The sequence below is a fragment of the Lapillicoccus sp. genome (assembly GCF_036559105.1).
Taxonomy (GTDB): Bacteria; Actinomycetota; Actinomycetes; order Actinomycetales; family Dermatophilaceae; genus Lapillicoccus.
In genome coordinates this window covers 1-23908 of record NZ_DATBTV010000131.1, presented here as the reverse complement: position 1 = coordinate 23908, position 23908 = coordinate 1, and the positions used below count along the sequence as shown (strand labels likewise).

Annotated in this window: 23 protein-coding genes; 16 read left to right on the top strand and 7 right to left on the bottom strand. The window is 71.1% G+C overall.

What is annotated here, in order from left to right; genetic code table 11:
* The first annotated feature begins 14 nt into the window (after nt 1–14).
* From VIG79_RS16340 to purM, 7 genes are all read left to right on the top strand, one after another.
* Complete coding sequence (locus VIG79_RS16340; protein ID WP_331887539.1) at nt 15–881, top strand: LLM class flavin-dependent oxidoreductase; 867 nt, start codon at nt 15–17, stop codon at nt 879–881.
* Nucleotides 881–1255 carry a sterol carrier family protein gene (locus VIG79_RS16335; RefSeq protein ID WP_414672647.1) on the top strand — a complete coding sequence of 125 codons (375 nt, stop codon included), beginning with the start codon at nt 881–883 and terminating at the stop codon, nt 1253–1255. Before VIG79_RS16340 ends, VIG79_RS16335 begins: the two co-directional genes overlap by 1 nt.
* Before the next feature lies 1 nt (nt 1256).
* On the top strand, nt 1257–1766 hold the full coding sequence (locus tag VIG79_RS16330; RefSeq protein ID WP_331887537.1) for an AAA family ATPase: 510 nt from the start codon (nt 1257–1259) through the stop codon (nt 1764–1766).
* The gene (locus VIG79_RS16325) at nt 1763–1978 is read left to right on the top strand and encodes a hypothetical protein (RefSeq protein ID WP_331887536.1); all 216 of its coding nucleotides are present in this window, start codon (nt 1763–1765) and stop codon (nt 1976–1978) included. Before VIG79_RS16330 ends, VIG79_RS16325 begins: the two co-directional genes overlap by 4 nt.
* Before the next feature lie 35 nt (nt 1979–2013).
* Nucleotides 2014–3549: an amidophosphoribosyltransferase gene (gene purF / locus VIG79_RS16320; protein ID WP_331887535.1), complete on the top strand. Its 1536-nt coding sequence runs from the start codon at nt 2014–2016 to the stop codon at nt 3547–3549.
* A gap of 123 nt (nt 3550–3672) precedes the next feature.
* The gene (locus tag VIG79_RS16315) at nt 3673–4617 is read left to right on the top strand and encodes a type IV toxin-antitoxin system AbiEi family antitoxin domain-containing protein (RefSeq protein WP_331887534.1); all 945 of its coding nucleotides are present in this window, start codon (nt 3673–3675) and stop codon (nt 4615–4617) included.
* 125 nt (nt 4618–4742) lie between these two features.
* Entirely contained in the window at nt 4743–5783 is a 1041-nt protein-coding gene (purM, locus tag VIG79_RS16310; RefSeq protein ID WP_414672648.1) for a phosphoribosylformylglycinamidine cyclo-ligase, read from the top strand.
* A 22-nt stretch (nt 5784–5805) separates the two neighbouring features.
* Here purM and VIG79_RS16305 read toward each other — a convergent pair whose 3' ends face one another.
* Both VIG79_RS16305 and VIG79_RS16300 read right to left on the bottom strand, forming a co-directional pair.
* Nucleotides 5806–6003 (bottom strand): DUF3073 domain-containing protein, encoded by a 198-nt coding sequence (locus VIG79_RS16305; protein ID WP_331887532.1) that lies wholly within the window; start codon nt 6001–6003, stop codon nt 5806–5808.
* Between the two features lie 138 nt (nt 6004–6141).
* Nucleotides 6142–7215: a Glu/Leu/Phe/Val dehydrogenase dimerization domain-containing protein gene (locus VIG79_RS16300; RefSeq protein WP_331887531.1), complete on the bottom strand. Its 1074-nt coding sequence runs from the start codon at nt 7213–7215 to the stop codon at nt 6142–6144.
* Between the two features lie 201 nt (nt 7216–7416).
* Between VIG79_RS16300 and VIG79_RS16295 the strand changes: the two genes are divergently transcribed.
* Nucleotides 7417–7596 carry a BldC family transcriptional regulator gene (locus VIG79_RS16295; protein ID WP_331887530.1) on the top strand — a complete coding sequence of 60 codons (180 nt, stop codon included), beginning with the start codon at nt 7417–7419 and terminating at the stop codon, nt 7594–7596.
* A gap of 68 nt (nt 7597–7664) precedes the next feature.
* Entirely contained in the window at nt 7665–8993 is a 1329-nt protein-coding gene (locus tag VIG79_RS16290) for an AI-2E family transporter (RefSeq protein WP_331887529.1), read from the top strand.
* Between the two features lie 12 nt (nt 8994–9005).
* Here VIG79_RS16290 and VIG79_RS16285 read toward each other — a convergent pair whose 3' ends face one another.
* Both VIG79_RS16285 and VIG79_RS16280 read right to left on the bottom strand, forming a co-directional pair.
* Nucleotides 9006–9581 carry a DUF7158 domain-containing protein gene (locus VIG79_RS16285; RefSeq protein ID WP_331887528.1) on the bottom strand — a complete coding sequence of 192 codons (576 nt, stop codon included), beginning with the start codon at nt 9579–9581 and terminating at the stop codon, nt 9006–9008.
* A complete protein-coding gene (locus VIG79_RS16280) occupies nt 9578–13897 on the bottom strand; it encodes an NEW3 domain-containing protein (RefSeq protein WP_331887527.1) in 4320 nt (1439 codons plus the stop codon). The genes VIG79_RS16285 and VIG79_RS16280 overlap by 4 nt, the downstream gene beginning before the upstream one ends.
* A gap of 113 nt (nt 13898–14010) precedes the next feature.
* On the opposite strand from VIG79_RS16280, the gene VIG79_RS16275 reads away from it, so the two are divergent.
* The 7 genes from VIG79_RS16275 (at nt 14011) to VIG79_RS16245 (ending at nt 19977) form a co-directional block, all read left to right on the top strand.
* Nucleotides 14011–14502: a TadE/TadG family type IV pilus assembly protein gene (locus VIG79_RS16275; RefSeq protein ID WP_331887526.1), complete on the top strand. Its 492-nt coding sequence runs from the start codon at nt 14011–14013 to the stop codon at nt 14500–14502.
* Nucleotides 14490–15848 (top strand): pilus assembly protein TadG-related protein, encoded by a 1359-nt coding sequence (locus VIG79_RS16270; RefSeq protein ID WP_331887525.1) that lies wholly within the window; start codon nt 14490–14492, stop codon nt 15846–15848. The genes VIG79_RS16275 and VIG79_RS16270 overlap by 13 nt, the downstream gene beginning before the upstream one ends.
* Before the next feature lie 87 nt (nt 15849–15935).
* A complete protein-coding gene (locus VIG79_RS16265; RefSeq protein WP_331887524.1) occupies nt 15936–16631 on the top strand; it encodes a PadR family transcriptional regulator in 696 nt (231 codons plus the stop codon).
* A 160-nt stretch (nt 16632–16791) separates the two neighbouring features.
* A complete protein-coding gene (locus tag VIG79_RS16260) occupies nt 16792–17862 on the top strand; it encodes an ATP-binding cassette domain-containing protein (protein WP_331887523.1) in 1071 nt (356 codons plus the stop codon).
* A complete protein-coding gene (locus tag VIG79_RS16255; protein ID WP_331887522.1) occupies nt 17859–18641 on the top strand; it encodes an ABC transporter permease in 783 nt (260 codons plus the stop codon). The genes VIG79_RS16260 and VIG79_RS16255 overlap by 4 nt, the downstream gene beginning before the upstream one ends.
* A 42-nt stretch (nt 18642–18683) precedes the next feature.
* Complete coding sequence (locus VIG79_RS16250) at nt 18684–19124, top strand: hotdog fold thioesterase (RefSeq protein ID WP_331887521.1); 441 nt, start codon at nt 18684–18686, stop codon at nt 19122–19124.
* A 1-nt stretch (nt 19125) separates the two neighbouring features.
* Nucleotides 19126–19977, top strand: a complete 852-nt coding sequence (locus tag VIG79_RS16245) for an SDR family oxidoreductase (RefSeq protein ID WP_331887520.1) — start codon at nt 19126–19128, stop codon at nt 19975–19977.
* A gap of 2 nt (nt 19978–19979) precedes the next feature.
* On the opposite strand, the gene VIG79_RS16240 is transcribed toward VIG79_RS16245, so the two are convergent.
* From VIG79_RS16240 to VIG79_RS16230, 3 genes are all read right to left on the bottom strand, one after another.
* Nucleotides 19980–21551: a hypothetical protein gene (locus VIG79_RS16240; RefSeq protein ID WP_331887519.1), complete on the bottom strand. Its 1572-nt coding sequence runs from the start codon at nt 21549–21551 to the stop codon at nt 19980–19982.
* 235 nt (nt 21552–21786) lie between these two features.
* On the bottom strand, nt 21787–22578 hold the full coding sequence (locus VIG79_RS16235; RefSeq protein WP_331887518.1) for an alpha/beta fold hydrolase: 792 nt from the start codon (nt 22576–22578) through the stop codon (nt 21787–21789).
* Between the two features lie 67 nt (nt 22579–22645).
* A partial coding sequence (locus VIG79_RS16230) for a transglycosylase family protein (protein ID WP_331887517.1) occupies nt 22646–23908 on the bottom strand: 1263 nt, incomplete at its 5' end.

The window sequence follows — 23908 nt, the reverse complement described above, 5'->3', positions numbered from 1 at the left end:
AGTAGCGTGGCACGGTGCGGTTCGGGCTGGCGATTCTTCCGGAGCGGCCGTGGTCCGAGGCCGAGCGGCAGTGGCGGACGGCCGAGGAGCTGGGCTTCGACCACGCCTGGACCTACGACCACCTCGTCTGGGGCGGTCTCCCCGACTCGCCGTGGTTCGGGACGACGCCGACCTTGACGGCCGCGGCTCTTGTCACCTCCGGGATCGGGCTCGGGACCTTCGTCAGCTCGCCGAACTTCCGGCATCCCGCCGCCCTCTGGCGCGACGTCCAGTCGCTCGACGATGTCTCCGGCGGCCGGTTCCTCCTGGGCGTCGGCAACGGTGGCGACCTCGACTCGGGGATCCTGGGCGGCCCGCCACTCTCGCCGCGCGAGCGGGTGGACCGGTTCCAGGAGTTCACCCGGCTGTTGCTGCGACTGCGCGAGGACGACCACGTGAGCGTCGAGGGCCGGTGGTTCTCGGCCGACGACATGCGCACGCTCCCGCGGGTCCGCCACGTGCCGTTGCTCCTGGCCGCGAACGGACCGCGGTCCGTGCGGTTCGCGGCGCGGCACGGCGACGGCTGGATGACGACCGGGCCGGGCGGAGCGGAGAGCGTGGACGCCTGGTTCGAGGGAGTCGGCCGCTCGGTCACCACGCTGGACGAGGCGCTGACCTCCGCGGGCCGCGACCCTGGTGCGTACCCCCGCTACCTCAGCCTCGACTCCGCCCCCTCCTACTCGCTGGCCGACCCCGAGACCTTCGGGGGCCACGTCCGCCGCGCAGCGGAGCTCGGGTTCACCGACGTGATCTGCCACTGGCCCCGGTCGACGTCCCCCTACGCCGGCACGGAGTCGACCCTGGAGATCGTTGCCACCCAGCTGATCCCGGAGCTGCGCTAGTGCCGGCCCGCCGCCGTGTGGATCCCGCGGCGGGGCACGACGCGCTCGCGGTATGCGAGTCCGCACCCGACCTGTCGACGGTGCCTCGAGCCGTCGTCGCGACCGCGGTCCGCTTCACGCTCGAGGAGCTCGCGGCGCGGCACCCGGGCCGGTCGGTCGAGGTCCGCGTTCCTCCCCACGGCGCCGTGCAGTGCGTCGAGGGACCGACCCACAAGCGCGGTACGCCACCGAACGTGTTCGAGACCGACGCACCGACCTGGCTCGGGCTGGTGACCGGCACGGTGGCCTGGTCCGAGGCGGAGGCGAGCGGCCGCATCCGGGCGTCCGGACTGCGGGCCGACCTGTCCGCGTACCTGCCCATGGCCGGCGTCTGACGTGACGACGCTGCACGTCGTCGTAGGGCTGCCCGGCGCCGGCAAGACGACGTTGGCCAAGCGGCTCGAGGCCGAGCTGCCCGCACTGCGCCTCACGCCGGACGAGTGGATGGTGCCGCTGTTCGGGGAGTCGGAGGCCGGCGGGAAGCGGAACGCCGTCGAGGGGCTGCTCATCGGGGTGGCGATGCGGTCATTGCGGTTGGGCGTCGACGTGGTCCTCGACTTCGGCGTGTGGAGCCGCGACGAGCGCACCGGCCTGCGCCACCTCGCGGCCGACGTCGGGTCGGTGACGCGGCTGCACTACCTGTCCGTCGAGCCCGAGGAACAGTGGCGGCGCCTGGCGGCCCGGGACGACCCGCGCTCGTTCCGGATCGCCCGCGCGGAGATGGACGGCTACGCGACCCTCTTCGAGACGCCGACCGTCGAGGAGCTGGCCGGCCACGACGACCGGCCCGACGACCCGGACTGGACCGAGTGGTCCCGGGGGCGGTGGCATACGCTGGCCGAGTGAGGCCGGCACCACCACGGACGCCCCACTTCCTGCGGTTCATCGTGACCGGGGCGGTGGTCGGGTTCCTCGCGGGGGCGATCGTCTCGCTGGTGGGTGACTCGGCGACGGACTACTCGGCGGGCTCGCAGATCGCGTTCTTCGGGGTGATGCTCGGCGGGATCGGCGCCCTGCTCGCGGGACTCGTCGCGGTCCTGCTGGAGCGGCGTCGCTGACCGGTCCGCACCGGTTGCTATGGGAGACTGACGGCGTGCCTCGCGGAGACGGACGACTCTCGCACGACCTCGACCCGCTGAACCCCTCCGACAAAGGTCCGCAGGACGCCTGCGGTGTCTTCGGGGTCTGGGCACCCGGTGAGGACGTCGCCAAGCTCACCTACTTCGGCCTGTATGCGCTGCAGCACCGCGGGCAGGAGTCCGCCGGGATCGCGACCGCCGACGGCGACAAGATCCTCGTCTACAAGGACATGGGGCTGGTCAGCCAGGTGTTCGACGAGTCGGCCCTGGCGTCGCTGCGCGGGCACATCGCGGTGGGACACACGCGGTACTCCACGACCGGCGGATCGACGTGGGAGAACGCGCAGCCGACCCTTGGCGGCCTTGGGGACACGTCAGTTGCGTTGGCGCACAACGGAAACCTCATCAACACCATGGAGCTGCGCGACCTTGTCCGGGACCAGCTCGGCTCGTCGGCGGGCAAGCGCGGCGAGCTCGGGCGGGGCAACACGTCCGACACGGCGCTCGTGACGACGCTGCTCGCGGCCGACCCCGACCGCCCCATCGAGACGGCGGCGCTCGAGGTGCTGCCGCTGCTCAAGGGCGCCTTCTGCTTCGTCTTCATGGACGAGAACACCCTGTACGCGGCGCGTGACCCCCACGGGGTGCGCCCCTTGGCGCTGGGCCGGCTGGAGCGCGGCTGGGTGGTCGCCTCCGAGACGGCGGCGCTGCAGACCATCGGTGCGTCGGTGGTGCGCGAGATCGAGCCCGGTGAGCTGGTGGCGATCGACCAGCACGGGCTGCGCTCGCACCGGTTCGCGCCGGCGCAGCCGAAGGGGTGCGTGTTCGAGTACGTCTACCTGGCCCGGCCGGACGCGGTGATCCGAGGCCGCGTCGTCCACGAGGCCCGCGTCGAGATGGGGCGCCAGCTGGCCCGGGAGCACCCGGTCGACGCCGACCTCGTCATCGGGGTGCCCGAGTCGGGGGTGCCCGCGGCGGTGGGGTACTCGCAGGAGGCCGGCATCCCGTACGGGCAGGGGTTCGTCAAGAACGCCTACGTGGGCCGGACCTTCATCCAGCCGTCGCAGACGCTGCGCCAGCTGGGCATCCGGCTCAAGCTCAACCCCTTGGAGCACACGATCCGCGGCAAGCGGCTGGTGGTCGTCGACGACTCCATCGTGCGCGGCAACACCCAGCGGGCCCAGATCCGGATGCTGCGGGAGGCGGGCGCACTGGAGGTGCACGTACGGATCTCGTCGCCGCCGGTGCAGTGGCCGTGCTTCTACGGCATCGACTTCGCCACGCGGGCCGAGCTCATCGCGACCGGGCTCGGTGTGGAGGAGATCCGGGCGTCGATCGGGGCCGACTCGCTCGGGTACATCTCTGAGGAGGGGATGGTGGCCGCGACGGCGCAGCCGGCCAGTGACCTGTGCACGGCGTGCTTCACCGGCGTCTACCCGATCGAGCTGCCCGAGGACGGCCGGATCGGCAAGCACGTCCTGGAGACCCTGCCCATCACGGTGCGGACCGGGCACGACTCGAGCATCGACCTCCTCGCCCTCAACCCCTAACCCGGGCTTTTCTCTGGGTGGAGGTATATCCGAGCGTCCTAGCGCTCTCAGCACCCTCCACCGGTTGTCCACAGGGACGTTGCGGACCCGTTTCGACCGCATCGAAAAGTCCATCGTTCTGGGGTGAGTCCTCGACGACGCTCCGCCGCTCGGCTGGCGCGCGCGCATGAGCTGGCCACGGACCGGGACGGCGTCATCAGCCGGCGCGAGCTCGCGGCGCTCGGCTTGGACCGGTTCGCGGTCCGCGACATGGTGGCGGCGGGCCGGTGGCGGGTTCTCGGGCGGCAGACGGTATGCGTTCACACCGGTGAGCTGTCCGAGCTGGCTCGGTGGTGGCGGGCGGTGATCGAAGCGGGCCCGGAGATCGCTGCGCTGGACGGGGTCTCCGCGCTCATCGCCGCAGGCGCCCGCCACGTCAGCTCGCCTGAGATCCACCTCTCGGTCCGCCATGCCAGCCGGCCCCTTCCGGTGCGCGGCGTCCGCATCCATCAGGTCAGGGGCTGGGATCGGCGCGATGTCACCACGACCGGCGTGCCTCGCATACGCCCGGCCGTGGCCGCCCTCCGGGCCGCACATTGGGCGGCGTCCGACCGACAGGCGGCGTTGTTCCTCTGCGTGGCCGTTCAGCAGCGGATCGTGTCCCCCGGGGCCCTGCAGCTCGCGTCCCAGCGGGTGCACGGCCGCCGCCGCAGGGCGTTCATCCGGCGCGTCGTGGCTGACCTCGCCGACGGCGCACACTCGCTGGGCGAGCTGGACTTCGCACGGTTGTGCCGCGAGCGTGGCCTCCCTGAACCCAGCCGCCAGGTCGTGCGCCGAGGTTCGCGCGGCAAGGTCTACCTCGATGTCCGGTGGGACGACCTGAAGCTGGTCGTCGAGATCGACGGTTCACAGCACACCCAGGGCCTGAGCGTCTCGGACGACAACCTGCGCGCCAACGCGGTCGCGATCCGAGGCGACACGGTTCTGCGCATCGACCTGATCGGGCTTCGAGTTGTCGAACGTCTCTTCATGGACCAGGTCTGCGAGGCACACCGCGTCCTGGGTGGCGGTCGTGGCCGGGCTGCGTGAGTGGAGAGCCGAGCGAGCGGTAGAGCGCTCGGATATACCTCCACCGGAAAACTAGAGTGGTGCGCGTGGTGACATACGCCGAGGCCGGGGTCGACGTCGAGGCGGGGGACAAGGCCGTCGAGCTGATGAAGGACTCGATCCGCCGCGCTCAGCGCCCGGAGGTGCTCGGCGGACTCGGCGGCTTCGCCGGCCTCTTCGACGTGACCCGCCTGACCCGGATGACCCGCCCGGTCCTCGCCACCTCCACCGACGGAGTCGGCACCAAGGTCGCCATCGCCCAGGCCCTCGACAAGCACGACACCATCGGCTTCGACCTGGTCGGCATGGTCGTCGACGACATCGTCGTCTGCGGGGCCGAACCGCTCTATATGACCGACTACATCGCCACCGGCAAGGTCGTCCCCGAACGCATCGCCGAGATCGTCAGCGGCATCGCCGACGCGTGCGCCGAGGCCAACACGGCCCTCATCGGCGGCGAGACCGCCGAGCACCCCGGCCTGCTCGAGCCCGGCGAGTACGACGTCGCCGGCGCGGCCACGGGCGTCGTCGAGTACGCCGACCTCCTCGGCGCCCACCGGGTCACCAGCGGAGACGTCGTCGTGGCGCTCGCGTCCAGCGGTCTGCACTCCAACGGGTACAGCCTCGTCCGTCGCGTCATGGCCTCGGCCGGTTGGAGCCTCGACCGCCACGTCGAGGAGTTCGGGCGCACGCTCGGCGAGGAGCTGCTCGAACCGACCCGCCTCTACACGCATCCGGTCCTCGAGCTCATCCGACTGCCGGACCTGCACGTCCACGCCCTCAGCCACGTCACCGGTGGCGGGCTCGCCGCCAACCTGGCCCGCGTTCTCCCGTCGGGCACGCTGGCCACGATCGAGCGGTCCACCTGGACTCCGCCGCCCGTCTTCGAGACGGTCCAGCGCCTCGGCCGGGTGCCGCGCACCGACCTCGAACGCACCCTCAATCAAGGGGTGGGGTTCCTCGTCATCCTGCCCGCCGAACAGGCCGACCGAGCCGTCGAGCACGCCGAGACCGCGGGCATACCCGCCTGGGTACTCGGCGACGTGACCACCATCGACCGAGCCACGACCACCTCGGAGCTCGTCAGCGGCGCCAAGGGTGTCGACGGAGGAGCGGTCCAGGTGCTCGGCGAGCACCCGGACGCCTGAAGGGAGTCAGAACCGGAGAGCGCTAGCGCTCTCCGGCGGCCCACTTCCCGTACTCGCCGTAACCGTCGTCGTCGTCCTCGACGGCGTCCGTCTCCGGCTCGTACCGCGTGGTTGACCCGTGAAGTTCTCGCTCAAGCGCGCTGAGATCCGTGTCGGGAGAGAAGTACTTCAGCTCCCGAGCGACCTTGGTCTGCTTGGCCTTCGCCCGGCCGCGCCCCATGGCGTGACCCCCTCATGCGTCTGCCGGGGCGGCATCACTCGTGCCGATGGCTAGAAGGCGGTCATCGACCTTTGCGGAGCGGCCCCGGGAATCGTGATCTTCGTGGGGATAACGCTACCCCAGCGTGAGACGTTCCACCTACCGCCCCGCGGGCAGCCACACGCCGCCGGGCGCCGCAGCCGCGATCCGCTCCTCCGCGAGCCGGTTCGCCGCCTCCGACGTGGTCACTCCCCGCGTCGTGGCCTCCCGCAACACGGCGAGCGTCGTCTCGTAGATCCCGGCCGTCCGAGCCCGGGCGCGCTCGAAGTCGAACCCCTGCAGCTCGTCGGCCACCTGGATCACGCCGCCGCTGTTGACGACGAAGTCCGGCGCGTAGAGGATCCCCCGCTTGTCCAGCAGGTTCGCCGACCCACCGCACCCCTCGACCGCGAGCTGGTTGTTGGCCGCGCCGCACACGACCTGCGCCTGCAGCCGCTCGATCGTCTCGTCGTCGAGCGCGTGACCCATCGCGTTCGGCGAGTACACATCCAGCGGCAGCCCAGTCAGCGCGACGGCGTCGGCCGCGACCTCGACGTCGGGATGCTCGGCCAGCACCGATGCGACCGCCTCGGGGCTCACGTCGCAGATCACCACCGACGCGTCGTCCCCCGAGAGGAGCTCGACCAGCCGGCGACCGACCTTTCCGACCCCGGAGATCCCGACCCGCCGACCCGCGAGCGACGGCGTCCCCCACCGGTGCTCCGCCGCTGCTCGCATACCTTGGAACACGCCGTATGCGGTGAGCACCGACGAGTCGCCCGCCCCGCCGTGCGCCTCGGACCGGCCCGTGGCGTACCGGGTGGTCTCCGAGACGACGTCCATGTCGGCGACGTAGGTGCCGACGTCGGAGGCCGTGACGTAGCGGCCGCCGAGGCTCTCCACGAACCGCCCGTATGCGCGCAGCAGCTCGGGGGTTTTGTCGCGGCGAGGGTCTCCGATGATGACGGCCTTGCCACCGCCGTGGTCGAGGCCGGCGACCGAGTTCTTGTAGGCCATCCCTCGGGACAGGTCGAGCACGTCCGCGAGGGCGGCGTCCGTCGACGCATACGGGTAGAACCTCGTCCCGCCGAGGCCCGGACCGAGAGCGGTCGAGTAGAGGGCGATGATCGCCCGCAGCCCGGTGTCCGAGTCGTGGCAGAAAGCGACCTGCTCGTGCGTGAAGGGATCCGTCATGGTGGTGACTCCGCTTCCATCAACGTGCGCGGGGATGACCGCAGTTCGACCCTAATCGGGGGATTTGGGTGGACCTGCCCAAAACCCCCCGTTCGAGCCGATGCCCAAGGTACCGTCGGTCCTGTTGAACAGCGGACCGACCTGAGGGGGTGGGCCCACAACGGGGGTTCAACCACTGAGCGGGAATGCGAGTTACCACGAATGGGATCGTTCGAGCACGAGAGACTGCTGACGCCTGCCGAGGTTGCGGCGCTGTTCCGGGTTGACCCCAAGACGGTCACCCGGTGGGCGCAAGCCGGCAAGCTCACCGCCATCCGGACCTTGGGGGGGCACCGGCGCTATCGCGAGAGCGAGGTCAGCCGGCTTCTCGAAGCGGGTTGACCTCCGCCGAGCAGCGCCGCCGAGCACCGTTGACCACGGCGGACGCGCCGGAGCCGTAGGCTTCGCGCGTGGGTGTCAGTGAGCGGTTGGGCCGTGGCCCCGGGCTGCGTCGGAAGGACTCCGACGCGTCTGGGGCTGACGAGTCGCTTCCCGACGCCGTGACATCGGCACCGGTGGAGCCGGATCCGCCGATGCAAGCCGAGGCGACACAGCCGCGCCGTCCCGCACCTACCGAACCGGCGCACGGTCAGGCCACGTGGATCTCCATCACGCCCGCGAGTGCCCGGCGCACGGCGCTGATGGTGATCGGGTTCTTCATCGTCCTCTCGATCGGCGTCTGGGCTTTCCAGGCGCTGGGGACGTTCCTCTTCATCCTGCTGCTCGCCTGGCTGTTCTCCATCGCGATGGAGCCGCCGGTGCTGTGGATGGTCCGGCGGGGCGTCCGGCGAGGGCTCGCGACCGGGATCGTCCTCATCCTCGGCCTGGTCGTGCTCCTCGGCCTGACGGCCCTGTTCGGTGGCGTGTTCGTCTCCCAGCTCTCGGACCTGGCGAGCTCGCTGCCGAACACCCTGACCTCGGTGATCAACTGGGTCAACGCCACGTTCCACACCTCGTTCGACCTGAACAACATCGCCGCGTCGATCCAGATCACCCCGGACAAGATCGGGGGGTGGGTCGGCCAGTACGGCGGTGGCCTCCTCGGCATCTTCGGTTCGGTGTTCGCCGGGATCTTCGACACCCTGACGATCCTCGTCTTCGCCTACTACTTCTCCGCCGACAGCCCGCGGCTGCGCCAGACCATCGGCTCCTGGCTACCGCCCGCCTACCAGCGCTACTTCGTCACGGTCTGGCAGATCTCGGTCGAGAAGACGGGCGGCTACGTCGTCAGCAAGGTGGCTCTGGCCGCCCTCTCCGCGTTCTTCCACTCGGTGTTCTTCGCGATCATCGGGGTGCCGTACTGGCTGCCGCTGGGCGTGCTCGCCGGCATCGTCGGGCAGTTCATCCCGACCATCGGTACCTACATCGGCGTGGCCCTGCCGGCCCTGTTCACCCTGGTCTCCGACCGTCCCATCAACGCCCTGTGGATCGCGATCTTCGCCACGGTCTACCAGCAGCTCGAGAACTACGTCTTCACCCCGCGGATCAGCCGCCGGACCATGGACGTCCATCCAGCGGTCGCGCTGGGCTCGGTCATCGCGGGCGCGGCGCTGTTCGGGCCGGTCGGCGCCCTGATCGGGATCCCGCTGGCCGCGGCCGCCCTGTCGATCATCGACACGTTCACCCACCGCCATGAGCTGCTGCCCGAGCTCGCCTTCCTCGAGGATGCCGAGAACCGGCAGGACGAGGACGCCCGCGCCGACCAGGAGCGGCACACCCAGGCGCGTCAGGCGGAATAGCGGGCGCTGAGCTCAGTGTTCGTGCAGGTTGTCCGGCTGCGACGCGTCGCCCGGATGCTCGTACCCCTCCTCGAGGCGGACCCGCTCGTGCGTGGCGCGGGCGAGCCAGCGGGCGAACGCCTCCAGTCGGGCCGAGGCCAGCAGCTGGTCGGCCGACCACGCCGTCCCGCCGTCGGGGGTGGCGGCGAGCGCGGCGGCCCGCCGTAGTCGCTCCGGAGCGATGGCGACGTCACTGGTGACAAGTGCCGCCGTCGTCGGCACCGCCGGGTTGTTGGTCCAGGCGGCGGCGACGATCGACCCCAACGCGGCAGCGTCCGACCGTGTGGGCTCCAGGGTGAGCGACCTCGGAGGGTTCGTGGTGTTCGGCGCCGGAGCCACGTGCGGCCCGGAGCACGAACCGGCGGTGGTGTGCTCGCAGAGTCGCTCGACGACGGCCACCTGCGCGACCCATCGCCGCAGCTGACGCCCCTCTCGGGAGTCGGCGACCGGCAGCGAACCAGCCCGGTCCCGTGACCGGAGCCGCGCCAGCCGGTCGTCGACCTCGTCGGAGCCGATCGGCTCGCCGTCGACCCAGGCGGCCACGCTCATCCGCGCACCTCCAGCCGGACCGTCTCCGCGTACTGTGCCCGTCCGAACCACATGACCTTGGCCATCAGCCAGGCGTGCCCGGGCGGCGTGTCGGCCGGCGGCGCGACCTCGATCTCGACCGTCGTCGTCTCGCCGGCGGTCGCGGTGAAGCCTTGCGTGGGGTTCGCCAGCCAGTCCCAGGTGCCCCACGGTGAGGCGACCTGGAGCTCGCCGCGGATCTCCGACAGGGTGCGGTTCCGCAGGCTCAGGGTGACCGTCGTCGAACCCCCCGGCGTCACGACGACCGATGTCGTGTCGACGTCGACCTCGAGCCCGGTCGGCCGGCCCACCTCACCGGTTGCCGCACCGAGCTGGACGTTGCGGGCGAGGTCGGCCGTACTGGGCAGCCCGAACCCCAGCGTCTCGTCGAGCGCCGCGGAGTCGCCGACGAACACGGTCACCACGTCCTCGATGACACCGACCGCACCACCCCCCGCCAGCCCGGCGTCATCCGCCGAGACCTGGGCCGCGACCGCGTACTGGCCTGGGGTGGCTCCCTCCGGCACCTCGACCCAGGACCGGAAGCGGGCGTACCCGCTCGGCGCCAGGACCGTCGGCGCCTCGGGCAGGGTGGCCGTCCAGCCGTCGGGTAGGTCCAGCCGGCTGGCGACGGCGACCGAGCTCGACGCGTACTGGTTCGTGACGACCCAGCTGACCTCGAAACGGTCACCCGCGGCGCACCGTGCGACCGTCGGCGTGATCACGGCCGACACCGGCAGGAAGCCCATCGGAGCGGGTCCGCGGTTGTGCAGCCAGTACCGGCTGAACACCGGTTGGGCCGCCTCGTGGTCGAGGCCGAGGACGGCCGTCGAGGGATCGCCGCTCGCCGCCAGGGTCGCGACGACGGTCTCGATCTGCTGGCCGTCGACGTCCACCTCGAGCACTCCGGCGGCGACGCCGAGCGGCCGGCGCGGTACCTCGAGGAGGTCGGCCCGCGCGGCGGACTGGATGGGTGTCAGGGGGAGGGCGACGGTGGCTCGACGGGACGTCCCGGTCGCCTCCACGAGTCGGATCGTCACGCTGTGGCGCGGGTCGGCGGGGTCATGCGCTCCCGACGCCACGGGGTTGCCCGCGGCCTTGACCGTCTGCACGAGCACGTCACGCTCGGGCTCGACCGCGAGCAGGCTCTGCCTCGCTGGCAGGTCACCGGCCGACGAGTCGGACGGCACCGCGAGGAGCGGGGTGCTGAAGGCCTGTCCACGAGCCGGGAGGTACGCCTCGCGCCAGTCCCCGGCGTTGCTCACCAGGGCGTAGTGGAACTCGTGTGTCCAATGCTGCAGCTGGAACGAGGAACCGTCCGGCGTCGTGCGCCTCGGCGGGTCGATCCACACCCCAGACGGCCATCCGGTGCAGGAGCGCATCAGCGAGAGGTTGAGACCGCCCTCCGGGTCGACGGCGAACCCCGGCAGGCCGTAGGTCAGCAACGCGACCGTCCCGTCCGTATGCGCCTCGACCTCGCGGCCGCCCGCCAACCGCGCGGTCAGCCGACCGGCGGTCACCGCTTCGACGGCGGCGGCAAGGTTGCGCAGGACGACGACCGGGAGGGCGTCGACGTCGCGCAGGTCGGCGTTCGGGACCCACGTCTCGGCCAGGGGTTTCACCGCCGGCACCAGGACGACGTCGTCACCGGGCAGCGACCCGACGCGGCCCTCCACCGCGTCCAGCACGGCATTGGGGCCGTCGGCGAGGACGAACCGGAGGTCGGGCAGGTTGGAGTCGACCCCGAGATCGCCGTACCGCGAGCCGGATGCGGTCGACGTGGTCGCCGTGACCCCGCGACGGGCCAGGGCGACAACGAGGTCGCGCGCGTCGGCCGGATCGCTGTCGTCGGGGACGACGACCTCGGCGACCGCAACGGCGCGCGTCCCGACGCGCTCGCCGGACTCGTCGACGACGTCGACCGCCAACGTCGTGCCGATGCCGAACCAGGTGTTGGCCGGGTTGTCCAGGGTCCACGGGGCGTCGGCGGTGTCGGCGTCGACGAGTCCGAACCCGCGGCCGACCACCCCGGAGGCCACCTCACTCACCGGCAGGCCGCCCGGTTGGTCGACCGGGAACCGGACCCGGACCAGCCGGTCGGACACCTCGTGGTCGAGGAACCGCGTGGTGAGCTCCACTCGGTCCAGCCCGTCGACGAGAGTCGTGACCTGCTCGTACTCGATCCCGTCGACCACCCCACGTGCGACCAGTCGGCGACCGATGATGCTCTGCTGCAACAGGACTCGCGCTTCGGCGTTCGAGGCGTGGACCGAGCGGCCGTTCGGCAGGAGGTGCCATGGACCCTCGCTGAAGCGGGGGTGCGCCGCATACTCCTCGTAGACGCGCAGCTCGTTCCCGGGTCCGGTGAGCAGCTCGCGGCCGCCGCGCCGGTCGTGGACCGAGGTCAGCGTGCCGCCGCGCGCGGGGTCGGCGGTGACCCGGTATGCGGCGTTCTCGACCGTCACCGGCCCGCCGTCGGTCGCGACGTCGGTCCAGCCGTCGGCGGAGCCACCCTCCAGGACGCGGTAGGTCCGCCAGCCCATCGACGGGACGTCACCAGCCACGAAGCGCACGACGCCGGGCGCCTCGAGGACGACGGGCACCTCGGCGCCGGTGTCGTCGACGACGCGGACGCCGCCGGCCGTCTCGACCTCCGCCCGGACCAGGTCGGTACGGGCGAACGCGACGGTGTTGAGGACGACCAGCGCCGTCCCCTCGCCGGTCGTGTCGATGCGGCGCACGATCGCCGCCGACGCGGCGTTGCGGGCGCCCACGGCCAGGTCGTAGGCCTCACGCCAACCGGTGAGGAGGTCGATGTAGACCTGGTCGGCCTCGGAGCCGGTGATCGCGTCGTGGTGCGCGCCGAAGGCCAGCTGCCGCCAGACCTTGTCGAGGGCGGCCTCCGGGTACCTTCCCTCGCCGAGCAGGACGGCGAAGGTGGTCAGCTTCTCGGCGTCGGTGGCGGCCGTCTCGGCAGCGCGCTGCGCCTGCTTCGTGTCGATGTAGGAGACGTCCTTGCCCGTGTAGACCGGGTTCATGTCGCGGCTCTGTGGCGACGGTGTCCGGTGCTGCTCGGCGAGACCCTCCCGGACGCGGTCCATGAACATCCGCGTGGTCCCGCAGACGAACCTCGGCCATACGTAGCTGTCGTTCCACCACCGGTGCAGCTCGGTCACCCAGTTGTTCGGCGGGCAGTAGTCGCCGCCGACCGGGAGCAACGTGTTGCGTGTCGCCGCAACGGGTTTCAGGACCTGGAAGAGGTGGTACGCGATGTCGCCGGCGGCCTCGACCGAGGGTGCGTGCTGGAGCTCCCACCCCGGGCCGTAGTGGTCGGGCATGTAGTGGGTCAGGACTCCGTCGCCGCTCGGCGAGATCCACTCGAACTCGCTCTCGAACTGCATGACGGTGATGTCACCGGTGCGGTCCTGGTCCCAGTGCTGGCGGAGCGGTCCCCACTGGTGGTGAGGTCCGCGGGCCCACGCGCTCCCGGTGAGCCCGGCCTTGGCGGCGAGGCCGGGGAACTGGGGGTCGTGGCCGAAGGCGTCCAGCTGCCAGGCGGTCTGCGGGTCGCCGCCGAGGATGTCGCGCTGGAAGCCGATGCCGTAGACGAAGCTCCGGATCGTCGTCTCGCTGCCGGTGAGGTTGGTGTTCGGCTCGTTGTAGGTCCCGCCGACGAGCTCGACCCGACCCTCGGCCATGAGGCGTCGCAGCACGGCCCGTTGCTCCGGATGGGTGTCGAAGTAGGGCTTGAGGTAGTCGAGCTCGGCCAGGACGAAGTGATAGTCCGGGTCACGAACGGCCAGCTTGAGGTGCGCCTCGACGAGGGCGAACCCGTTGTCGACGAACGCCGGTCGTGTCGACCAGTCGGGCCCGACGAAGTCCCAGTCCGTCGTGTACGACGCCTGCGTGTTCCACCAGACCGGGTCGTAGTGGAAGTGCGACACCATGACCATCGTCCAGCCGGGTTCGGCGACGACGACGGTACCGTATGCGTCGTCCTCGTCACCGCCGTCGCTTGCGGCGCTCACCTGGACAGCGAGCTCGTCGCCGACGCCCGCGCGCTCGGGCAGGTCCAGCGGTACGTCCACGCGTACCGCTCGGTCCCCGGCCGGCACCGTCAGGGCGCCCCGCACGTCGGTCGCGAAGACCGAGCCAGGCGGCTCCGTTCCGGTGACCTCGAGACGGATGTCACCGTCTCGCATACTCCGCTCGATCGTGACGTGCAGCACTTGATGGGGCTGCTCCGGTGTCCCCACGAACCGTTCGGTCGAACGGACCTCGGTGATGGTGACGGGCACGAGCAGCTCCCTTGGTGGTCGGGGACGATTTCTGGTCCATTCGGAGGATATGCAAGGGTCGGGCGGCAGGGGAGGCTGGCTGCATCCTGGGGAAGGGGCCTGCGTTGAGTCGGATGTTGCATGCCCCGCGCCGGCATCGAGACCGGGGCGCGGCCATCGTCGAGTTCGCGATCGTCATCCCCCTGCTGCTCGCCCTGCTGTTCGGGGTCGTGGACTACGGACTGTGGTTCAACGACTCACTCTCGGTCCGCCAGGGGGTGGCCGAGGTGGTCAGGACCGCTTCCGTCCGCGGCTCGTTCACCGGCTGTTCCGGTTCGGGGATGGGCCAAGTCGCCTGTGGCGCGCGGAAAGCCATGGTGACGTCCGGTGGTACGGCGTACGCGAAGGTGTTCAGCACGGGTGACCTCTGGAGCCGGGGCGGCGAGGTCGTCGTCTGCGGAATGGTGGACGCGAAGAGCTTCACCGGGTTCGTCCCGCTCCCGTCGAGCGGAGTGATCCGGTCTCGTGCATCGATGTCCATCGAGAACGTGAACCCCTACCCGACGGACACGACGTACGAGGACTCACCGCCGCCTGGCGAAGACTGGAGCTGGTGCACCAGTTGACGCGGCGGACGAAGGTACGAAGCGATCGTGGTCCTCGTGACCATGGAGCCGTCACGCTGATCGTCACGATTGTCATGTCCCTCGTCCTGGTCGGGATCGTCTCGCTGGTCGTGGACCTCGGCCTCGCGCGCGACACTCGTCGCCAGGCCCAGGAGGCTGCCGACGCCGCTGCCCTGGCCGCCGCGAATGCGCTGTTCCTCAAGACCAGCGACCCCACCTACGACGCCGACTACGCAGGGGCGGTGGACGCGGCCAGGACCATAGCGGGCAAGAACTTCGGGACCAGCGACGGCCAGTGGTCCGCTTGCGTCGACCCTCGTGCCTACGCACTGCGTCCGGGCGGCACGCAGTGCATCTCGTTCCAGGTCAGCCCGCCGCCGTCCGCGGGGACGGGATGGACCACGCTGGTCCGAGTCAAGCTCCCCTTCCGCAACGTGCAGACCCCGTTCGGTGGGGTGTTCGGCTCCGAGTCGGTCCGAGTCGACGCGATCGCCACGGCCGACGTCGTGAACCGGAAGAAGTCGACCTGCTCGGTGTGCGTCGTTGGTTCTGGGGCGCACACCATCGACGGCGCCCTGGATCTCGACACAGGGACCCTCGCGGTCAACGGCACCCTGCAGGGTCGCGGCTCCGTCCGAACGCCCACCGCGGCGGTGCTCCAGGGAGACTCGCCGCCCGGAGTGCGGTTCACGCCGTCGGCCTCGCAGGACCAACCGGAGACGCAGGACCCCCTGCGCTACCTCCAGCTGCCCTACTACGAGGGACTTCCGCAGCGCACCGACCCCTGCACCGAGGGACCGGGGGTCTACGGCGACGTGGACCTGGACGACTCGCCCGGCTCCGCCTGTGTGCTGCGGGCCGGCCTCTATGTCTTCGTCGGCACGGTGCGCAGCACTACGCGGAGCATCGTCGGGTCCAACGCGACGCTCGTGTTCGCCTGCGGGGACTTCCGGGTCCCGAGGACCTGCAGCAGCGGGGGCTCGGGAGGCGGCGGACTGGTCCTCACCGGGACGGCCACGCTGTCGCTCACGGAGCCGGACGGTGGTCCGCACGACGGGTGGGGGATCGTCGCCGAGCGGGACAACCCGGTGCGGCTGATCTTCCGCGGTGACGGCACCAACCGCATCGACGGCACGATCTACGCGGCCAGCGGGACCCTCGACTACGGCGGCAACGGGCCGGGAGGTCCGGTTATGGACTCGTTGGTCGTGGTCGGGGACCTGGCGCTGGGCACCTCCTCCGCTGGGGACTTCGGCGGTCAGCGGGCGCCGTTCCAGTCGACGTACTCGCAGCTGAACAACACCGAGCTCACCACCAACGACATCTTCCTGGTCCCCAACGGCTAGCCCGATCGACACTCACGATATAGCTTGACTTCGCTCGAGAGACGCGACATACTCCAGTCCGAGTATTCAGATCGGAGGGCAGAGTCGATGACACGTCGCCGGGTCAACAACCCGCTTGCCTTGGCCGTACTCGGCTGCCTGGCCGAGCGGCCGATGCACCCGTACGAGATCTCCACGACCCTGCGAACCCGCGGCAAGGAGAAGAGCATCAAGCTCAACTACGGCTCGCTCTACTCCGTGGTCGATTCGCTGCAGAAGCACGGCCTCATCCAGCCGAAGGAGACGATCCGCGACGGCCGTCGCCCCGAGCGGACCGTCTACGCGATCACCCCCGCCGGCTACACCGAGTTCGAGGACTGGCTCAGCGAGCTGCTGGCCGTGCCGACCCGCGAGTTCACGTCCCTCGAAGCCGCGCTCTCGCTGATGGGCGGACTGCGCCCCGGCGAGGTGGCCCGTCTCCTGGAGGAGCGGGCCGGACGGCTCACCATCGAGCTCCGCTCGGAACGCACGACGATCGACGTCACCCGCGAACAGGGCATCCCGGACATCTTCCTCGTCGAGGGACTTCTGCGCATCGCCATGCTGGAGGCCGAGCTCCGGTTCGTCGAGCAGCTCGTCCACGACATCCGGTCAGGCGATCTGCTGGGCGTCACCACCTGGGCGCGCCTCCACGACCTGCTGGCTGAGGGACGCTCCGCGGAGGAGATCCTCGCCGACCCTGTCCGCTACCTGGGGGAGGAGGGACGCGCCCTGGCCGACCTGCCGACCGTCACCGCCAACTAGCCAGACCTAGCCAGACCCATCCGCCGGCGCGGCAACGCCTGCGGCGGGTCTGACCAAGCCATCACCTCGAGTCAACCGGTGGACGAGCCACCAGCGCCTTCGGATGCACCTGGCAGCCTACGGCAGCCCACCGCGCGACTCCTCGCTCCAAGGAGTCACCATGCCCAACCCCATCGGGTCCACCACGACGTGGAACCTCCCATCACCAACCAGTCCACCGCATCTCGCCATCGAAGCCACGGACCTCGTCAAGACGTATGGGACGGGTCGCGGCAAGCCGCCCGTCCAGGCTCTCGACGGTCTCTCCCTGACCGTCCGCCAGGGCGAGGTGTTCGGCCTGCTCGGACCGAACGGCGCCGGCAAGTCGACGACGGTGAAGATCCTCTCCACGTTGACCAGACCGGACGGCGGCCGCGCGGTCGTCGCCGGCCACGACGTCACGAGTGACCCCGACGCGGTCCGTCGGGCCATCGGACTGATCTCGCAGAAGTCGAGCTCGGCACCGATGATGACCGGCCGCGAGAGCGTTCTTCTGGCGGCGCGCATCCACGGTATGACCCGCTCCGAGGCGCGATCCAGGGCCACCGAGCTGCTGGACCGCTTCGACCTCACGGACGCGGCCGACCGCCACACCAAGACCTACAGCGGCGGCATGCTGCGCAAGCTCGACATCGCCGTGGGCCTGGTCGCCCGGCCAACCGTGCTCTTCCTCGACGAACCCACGACCGGCCTCGACCCCGAGGCCCGCGCGCAGATGTGGGACGAGATCGCCCGCCTGGCTGCCGTCGAACAGCTGACCGTCCTGCTCACGACGCACTACCTCGACGAGGCGGACCACCTCGCCGACCGGCTCGCGATCGTCGACCACGGTCGCCTCGTCGTCGAGGGCACCCCCGACGAGCTCAAGCGACGGCTCAACGGCGACGGTGTCGTGGTGGAGGTCGTCGACCAGACGGCCGCCACCATTGCTGCGGAACGCCTTTCGCACCTCGCCGGGCTCAACGATGTCACCCACGAGGGTCGGGTTGTCCGGGCCCGAACCCGTTCGGCCGCCGGAGTCATCCCGAGCGTCCTGGCGTCGTTGGACCAGGCCGGCGTGGAGGTCGACTCGGCCACCGTCTCCCGACCGTCTCTCGACGACGTCTACCTCCACTACGCCGGCCGCACGTTCGAAGTGGAGCCACGGGGATACCGGACGAAGTCCCGGGTCCTCGAAGGAACAAACCGATGACCGCTCTCCTGACCCACTCCGCGCTGCTGACCCGCCGGTCGCTGACCGGGTTGGTGCGGCAACCCGCATACCTGCTCATCACCCTCATCCAGCCGATGATCTGGCTGCTGCTGTTCGGACAGCTGTTCTCCAAGGTCATCGAGATCCCCGGGTTCGCCAGTGACGGGCAGTCGTTCATCGCCTTCCTCACTCCCGGTGTCGTCATGATGACCGCGCTGTTCTCGGCCGCCTGGGCCGGCACGACGTTCATCGAGGACATGGGCCTCGGCGTCATGGACCGGATGCTCGCCTCGCCGGTCCGTCGCGGCGCCCTCGTCAACGGGACCGTGATCTACCAGGGCGTCATCTCGGTCGCCCAGACCGCGGTCGTCCTCGTCGTCGCGTATGCGACGGGCGCCCGGTTCGGGTCATCGGCGGTCGGCATCGTCCTGACCATGGCGGCCGCCGTCCTGCTCACCGTCGTCTTCGCGGCGCTGTCGAACGCCCTGGCGCTGCTGACCCGTCAGCAGGAGACCCTGATCGGCGTCAGCCAGCTGCTGAGCCTGCCGCTGACCTTTCTGTCGTCCGCGATCATGGACCCCAGCCTCATGCCGGACTGGATCCAGACCGTCGCCCGCTACAACCCCCTCGACTGGGCCGTCCTGGTCAGTCGCGAGGCGCTGTCCGCCACCCCGGACTGGGGCGTGATCGCCTGGCGCGGAGGCGCACTCGTCGTCCTCGCCGTCGTCATGTCGTGGCTCGCGACACGGGCGTTCGGGGCCTACCAGCGGTCTGTCTGATCCGGTGGGTGTCGGTGCCGGCCTGCGTGGCACAGTGAGCGCATGGCCGACACCGACACCCGGACGCCCTGGCTGAGCGTCGAGGAGCTCAATGCCAACGGCGGCACGCTCGCCGCGAAGATGGGCATCCTCTTCACCGAGGCGAACCAGGACCGCGTCGTGGCGACGATGCCCGTCGAGGGCAACACCCAGCCCTACGGCATCCTGCACGGCGGCGCCTCCGTCGTCCTGGCCGAGTCGGTCGGGTCGATGATGGCGGTCCTGTACGCGGGCGAGGGTCGGGCCGCGGTCGGCATGACCATCACCGCGATCCACCACCGGCCGGCCTCCTCGGGGGTCGTGACCGCGACCGGCACCCTCATCCAGGCGGGCCGCACCACGGCCAGCGTCGCGATCGCGATCACCGATGAGCAGGGCCGCAGGGTCTGCTCGTGCACCCTCCTCTGCCAGCTGCGGGACGCGCCGCCGGTCGAGCGGTCCTGACGTGCCGGGCACCCCTGGGCCGGTCGCGGTGACGGGCGTCACCGGCGGCCTCGGCGGGATGGTGAGCCGCGCCCTCGCGGACGCCGGCGTCCCCTTGCGGCTGCTGGTCCGGACGCCGAGCAAGGCGCCGTCGATGACGGGCTCGACGGTCGAGCGCTTCGACTACTCCGACCGGAACGGTTGCGAGACAGCGCTGTCCGGCGTCCAAACGCTGTTCTTCGTGTCCGCTGCGGAGGACGCCCATCGGCTCGACCAGCATCGCAACGTCGTGGAGGCAGCGGCCGCCGCCGGCGTCCAGCACGTCGTCTACACGTCGTTCGTCGGAGCCTCGCCGACCTGCACGTTCACCCTGGGCCGAGACCACTTCGCGACCGAACAGCTCATCCGGGACGCGGGAATGACGCACACCTTCTTACGCGACAACTTCTACCAGGACCTGCTGCCCTACTTCGTCGGCGACGACGGCATCCTCCGCGGTCCCGCGGGTGAGGGCCGCGCCGCATTCGTCGCACGGGCTGACATCGCCCGGGTGGCCACCGCCGTGCTGTCGGCCCCCGAGGCCCACGCCGACCGGACCTACGACCTCACCGGACCGGAGGCGCTCACCCTCGACGAAGTCGCGACCGTGCTGACGACCGGTCTGCGTCGGTCGGTCACCTACGTCGACGAGACCGTGCCGGAGGCCTACGAGTCCCGCGCCCACTACGGCGCCGCGGACTGGCAGGTCGACGCATGGGTCTCGACCTACACGGCGATCCGGGCCGGCGAGCTGGAGCCGGTCAGCGGTGACATCGAGACCCTCACCGGCCGCCCCGCGACCAGCCTCGCCCAGCTGCTGGCCGTCCGTCCCTGACGTCAGCGGGGCAACGGTTCCGGACGGGCCCACGCCGGCAGGTCCAGCCACCACTGGAACGACCTCAGCCATTCCGGGCTCACGCCGTGCAGGGCAGCCTGACCCGCCAGATCCGCGAGGCGCTCGGTTTGGCCCCACATGCCGAGCAGGTATGCGTGGGCGCGGGCGAGGCTCTGCGGGTCCGGGTGCCGCCGGCGCAGCTGGTCGGCCGCGAGCGCACTGGTCCGCGCCGTGATCCGGTCCGCGGTGCTGCTGGTGACCCGGACGTTGCCGGCCGCCCCGGCGGCGGTCAGCGTGGTGACGGGGTCGGTGACCGCTTGGAAGGCCAGCTCGACGAGCTCGTCGGCCTGTCCCGGCTGAGCCACCCAGGAGAGCGCCCCCAACGCGTCGTCGATGAGCGTCGGCTCGTCGTTGAACCACGCCTCGGAGAGCTGGGTGGCGTAGGCCGACGCCACGGCCGGCGCCTGGGGGGTGAGCATCAACACGGCAAGGGCCCGCCCGCGCTCCTCGTCGTGGGTGGTGGTCACGGCGGTACGGACCAGACGGTCGAAGGTGGCGGTCCAGCGCGTCATGTTCATCGTCTGGCGCAGCCGGATCTCGAGGCTGCGGGTGAGCGCGTCGACCTCGTGGTCGGCTACTGCACTGCCCCGCTCGACGATTCGGGCGATCCGTTTGCGGGACTCGGCGCTCAGCGCGTTGATGATGCGGCTTCTGGTGGGCGGGTCGATGCGCCGCAGCAGGTTGGCCGACTCGCGGTGGATGCGCACCGACCGGGCCTCGTCGCGCATCAGGACCAGGGCGATCTGGGCGGCCTTCATCGTCTGGGCCGGGGTGAGCAGACCGCGACGTACCTGCGTGGTCGTCGTGAACAGGCATACCCAGAGGCCCGACTCGGCGGTCGGGTTCTCGAGGTACTCCAGCAGGAGCGCGGTGCCGTCGGGATCCGCGGAGTGCTGGAGCAGCCCGACGATGTCCGAGTAGACCTGCGTCGTCGGGTCATACAGCGTCCGCCGGGCCATGGCGGTGAGCGCCGGCGCGCTGCGAGGATGGGCGGCGAGGCGCATCAGGGACTGGTCGCGCAGCGTGAACTCGAGCCCGACGTGCACTGACACCTCGAGGGAGAGGCGGCGGGTCAGCGCCGCCCAGTCGGTGCCGCGGATGAGCCACTCGTCGCGGTTCTGGAGGAACCCCGTCAGCCGGTCCCAGTCCTCACCGCTGAGCGCTGCGCCGTTGAGCGCGCGGTCGAACAGAGTTTGGGCGAGCTCCCGGTCGCCCAGCGCCCACGGGGCCGACAGGAAGGGGACTCGCTGGTGCCGGTCGTCGAGCTGGGCGAGGTACTCGACGGCGGAGAGCAGCTGGCCGTACGGCAGCCCGAGCACCGTCTCGTAGCGCCGGACGATGTTGTGGGTGACGGGCACCTGGCCGTGCTCCCACCGCACGACGGCGGACCGGTGGACGGGCTCGAAGCCGCCGGCACGGGCGAAGCCCGCCGCCGTCTGCACGCCGTCGACGGCGGAATGCTGCCGGGCGTTGGCCAGCAGCCATCCCACGTCCTGGGCGATGGTCGTCTCCATGTTGCATGAGGCTAACCGCCGTGCAACACCAGGGCCCGTTGGGGCCGCGCTCTAGTGGGATGGGGGAGGGCAGGGGGGCTCGCTGTGGATCACAGTCGAGCAGGGGCTTAGGAGCTGTCGCCCGGCGGGTTCCCCTGCTCCGTCCTGTCCGTCCACCCTCGATGCCGGGTCCGACCCGCACCTGGAGCCCGGATGGTCGTGGCCGAGGGCTTCTCCCCGAAGCGGGGCTCGACGTTCAGGCCGCGGTCGACGCGTGGGTGACCGCATCGAGGACGACGTCGGCCAGCTCCTCCGGGTGCGTGTACGGGTTGTTGTGCGAACCGGGCAGCGGGCGCACCGTGACGGTCGGCGACCCCGATGCCGCGGCGAGCCGGTGCAGCCAGTCCTCCGGGGCGTACGAGTCGGCCTCACCGGCCGTCAGGACCAGCGGGACACGCAGCTTCCGGAGCCGCTCGTCGGGGGTATCCCGCATCCCGCTGCGCAGGACCGACCACACTCCGGTCAGCTCGCGCACGGCAGTGGGCACCACCATCAGCTCAGCGGGGGAGTCGCGGCGGTACGCCGTCAGGGTGGCCGCCGCCAACGGGCCGAGCCGCCGCTGACGCGGGGTGAACGTCGGTCCCGCCATCACCAGGCCGAGCTGCGTATGCGTCTCCTGCAGGCTCAGGGCCGCCGCCAGAGCGGCCTGCGAACCGGTCGAGTGGCCGAGCACGACGACCGGACCGGTCACGGCCTGGGCCTCGACCCACTCGGCCGCCACCCGTCCGATGTCGTGCACGTCGGGCTGGGACCCATGACGCCCGGCGGCGCCGAAGCCGGGGAGGTCGAGGACGGTGCAGAGGACGCCCCGTCGCGACAGGGCCTCGGCGGTCGGGAACGTGTACCGAGGCAGGCCGAGGCCGGGCAGGATCACGACGAGTGGCGCGGCGGGCGACGGCTGGTCGACCGAGGGGTCCGACAGGTAGGCATGGACGACGTGGCTCCGGGTGGTGGTCCACGTCTCGTGCGCGAGGAAGGGTGTGGGCATCAGGCGCTGACCGTATGCGGAATCGACCGACGAGGCACGTCGGGTCCGCCCGGGCGGCCTGGCGAGGTCAGGCCGCGGTGCGGCAGGTCCAGGGCTTGAGGCCGAGCTTCGCGTAGAGCCGGTTCGCGGCAGTGATCTGTTCCTCACGGGAGGCCAGGTCGGGCCGTGGGGCGAAGTCGAAGCCGGCGGCGATGCGCCACGCGTCCAGGTTGAACTGGAGGCCCCCGTAGTAGCCGCTACCGAGGTTGAGATGCCAGCGCTGGCTGGACTCGCACCACGCGATCCGGTCCCACATGTCGGCCATGGCCAGGTTGAGCGGCGGCTTGCCGGACGCCGGCGGCGGGGGGACCGGCGGCGGGGGGACCGGTGGGGTCGGGGTGGCCGCCGGCGGCCTCGGCGTCGGCGGGGGCTTCGGCTGCGCGGCGGCCTTGACGACGGCGGCCGCAGCGGCCGCCTGACGAGCCGTCGTCGCAGCGCGCTCGGCCGCCTGGGCCTGAGCTTGCTGGGCCGCGAGCCGGTCGGCCTCTTGCCGGGCGGCCTCGGCCGCGGCGCGTATGCCGGCCTGCCGCGCCTCCTCATCGCGTCGGGCCTGCTCCTGCGCGGCCAACCCGTCCTGACGGGCCTGTTCGAGGGCAGCGCTCGTCTGGCGCAGCGTCGCGAGCTGGGCGACGAGCTGGGTGGACTCCGCCTGGAGAGCGGCGAGCTGGGCGGTCAGCCGTGCCGAGTTCTGCTGGGCCTCGGCCGCCGCCGCACGGGCCTCGGCGGCGGTGTCGTTGCGGCGTTGCTCGGCCTCGGCTGCGGCCTGTCCCAGGGTGTCCGCGAGCAGGTGGGCCGAGTCCGCCTCGGCGGCGGCGTGGACGCGCTCGGCGCCCACGGCTTCCAGTCCGGCCGCCCGGTCCAGGACGGCCTGCGGGCCGTCGCCACCGAGGAGGGCGTCGAGCTGCACCATGCCGCCGCCCTGCTGGTACGCCTCAGCGGCGAGGAGGGAGAGCAGGAAGCTCGCGTCGTCGGCGTGCTGGCGGGCCGAGTCGGCCGCCTGGCGTGCGGTGCCGGCCTCTTCGCTCGCTCGCGCGAGGAGGGCGTCGGCGCCGTGGCTGGCCATGTCGGCCTCGGCCGCGTCGGCTCGAGCCGTGGCCACCGCGTCCCGGGCGGCGGTGAGCCGTGCGTCGAGGCTCTGCGCGGTGGCCTGGGCCGAGGTGACCGCTGACTGTGCCGCGGTCACCTGATCGGCGGTCGGTGTGGGGTCACGGTCGGCGGCCGCCGACGAGATGGTGGTGGCGACGAGGGCGAGGCCGATCGCGGATGCCGCGAGCGGGCGCAGCAGGATGGC

Bases quoted from the DNA above. Each gene is read 5' to 3' on its own strand.
- purM (WP_414672648.1), top strand. From the start codon at position 4,743: ATGAAGGACTCGATCCGCCGCGCTCAGCGCCCGGAGGTGCTCGGCGGA.
- VIG79_RS16305 (WP_331887532.1), bottom strand. From the start codon at position 6,003: ATGGGGCGCGGCCGGGCGAAGGCCAAGCAGACCAAGGTCGCTCGGGAG.
- VIG79_RS16300 (WP_331887531.1), bottom strand. From the start codon at position 7,215: ATGACGGATCCCTTCACGCACGAGCAGGTCGCTTTCTGCCACGACTCG.
- VIG79_RS16295 (WP_331887530.1), top strand. From the start codon at position 7,417: ATGGGATCGTTCGAGCACGAGAGACTGCTGACGCCTGCCGAGGTTGCG.
- VIG79_RS16285 (WP_331887528.1), bottom strand. From the start codon at position 9,581: ATGAGCGTGGCCGCCTGGGTCGACGGCGAGCCGATCGGCTCCGACGAG.
- VIG79_RS16275 (WP_331887526.1), top strand. From the start codon at position 14,011: ATGTTGCATGCCCCGCGCCGGCATCGAGACCGGGGCGCGGCCATCGTC.
- VIG79_RS16265 (WP_331887524.1), top strand. From the start codon at position 15,936: ATGACACGTCGCCGGGTCAACAACCCGCTTGCCTTGGCCGTACTCGGC.
- VIG79_RS16260 (WP_331887523.1), top strand. From the start codon at position 16,792: ATGCCCAACCCCATCGGGTCCACCACGACGTGGAACCTCCCATCACCA.
- VIG79_RS16255 (WP_331887522.1), top strand. From the start codon at position 17,859: ATGACCGCTCTCCTGACCCACTCCGCGCTGCTGACCCGCCGGTCGCTG.
- VIG79_RS16250 (WP_331887521.1), top strand. From the start codon at position 18,684: ATGGCCGACACCGACACCCGGACGCCCTGGCTGAGCGTCGAGGAGCTC.
- VIG79_RS16240 (WP_331887519.1), bottom strand. From the start codon at position 21,551: ATGGAGACGACCATCGCCCAGGACGTGGGATGGCTGCTGGCCAACGCC.
- VIG79_RS16235 (WP_331887518.1), bottom strand. From the start codon at position 22,578: ATGCCCACACCCTTCCTCGCGCACGAGACGTGGACCACCACCCGGAGC.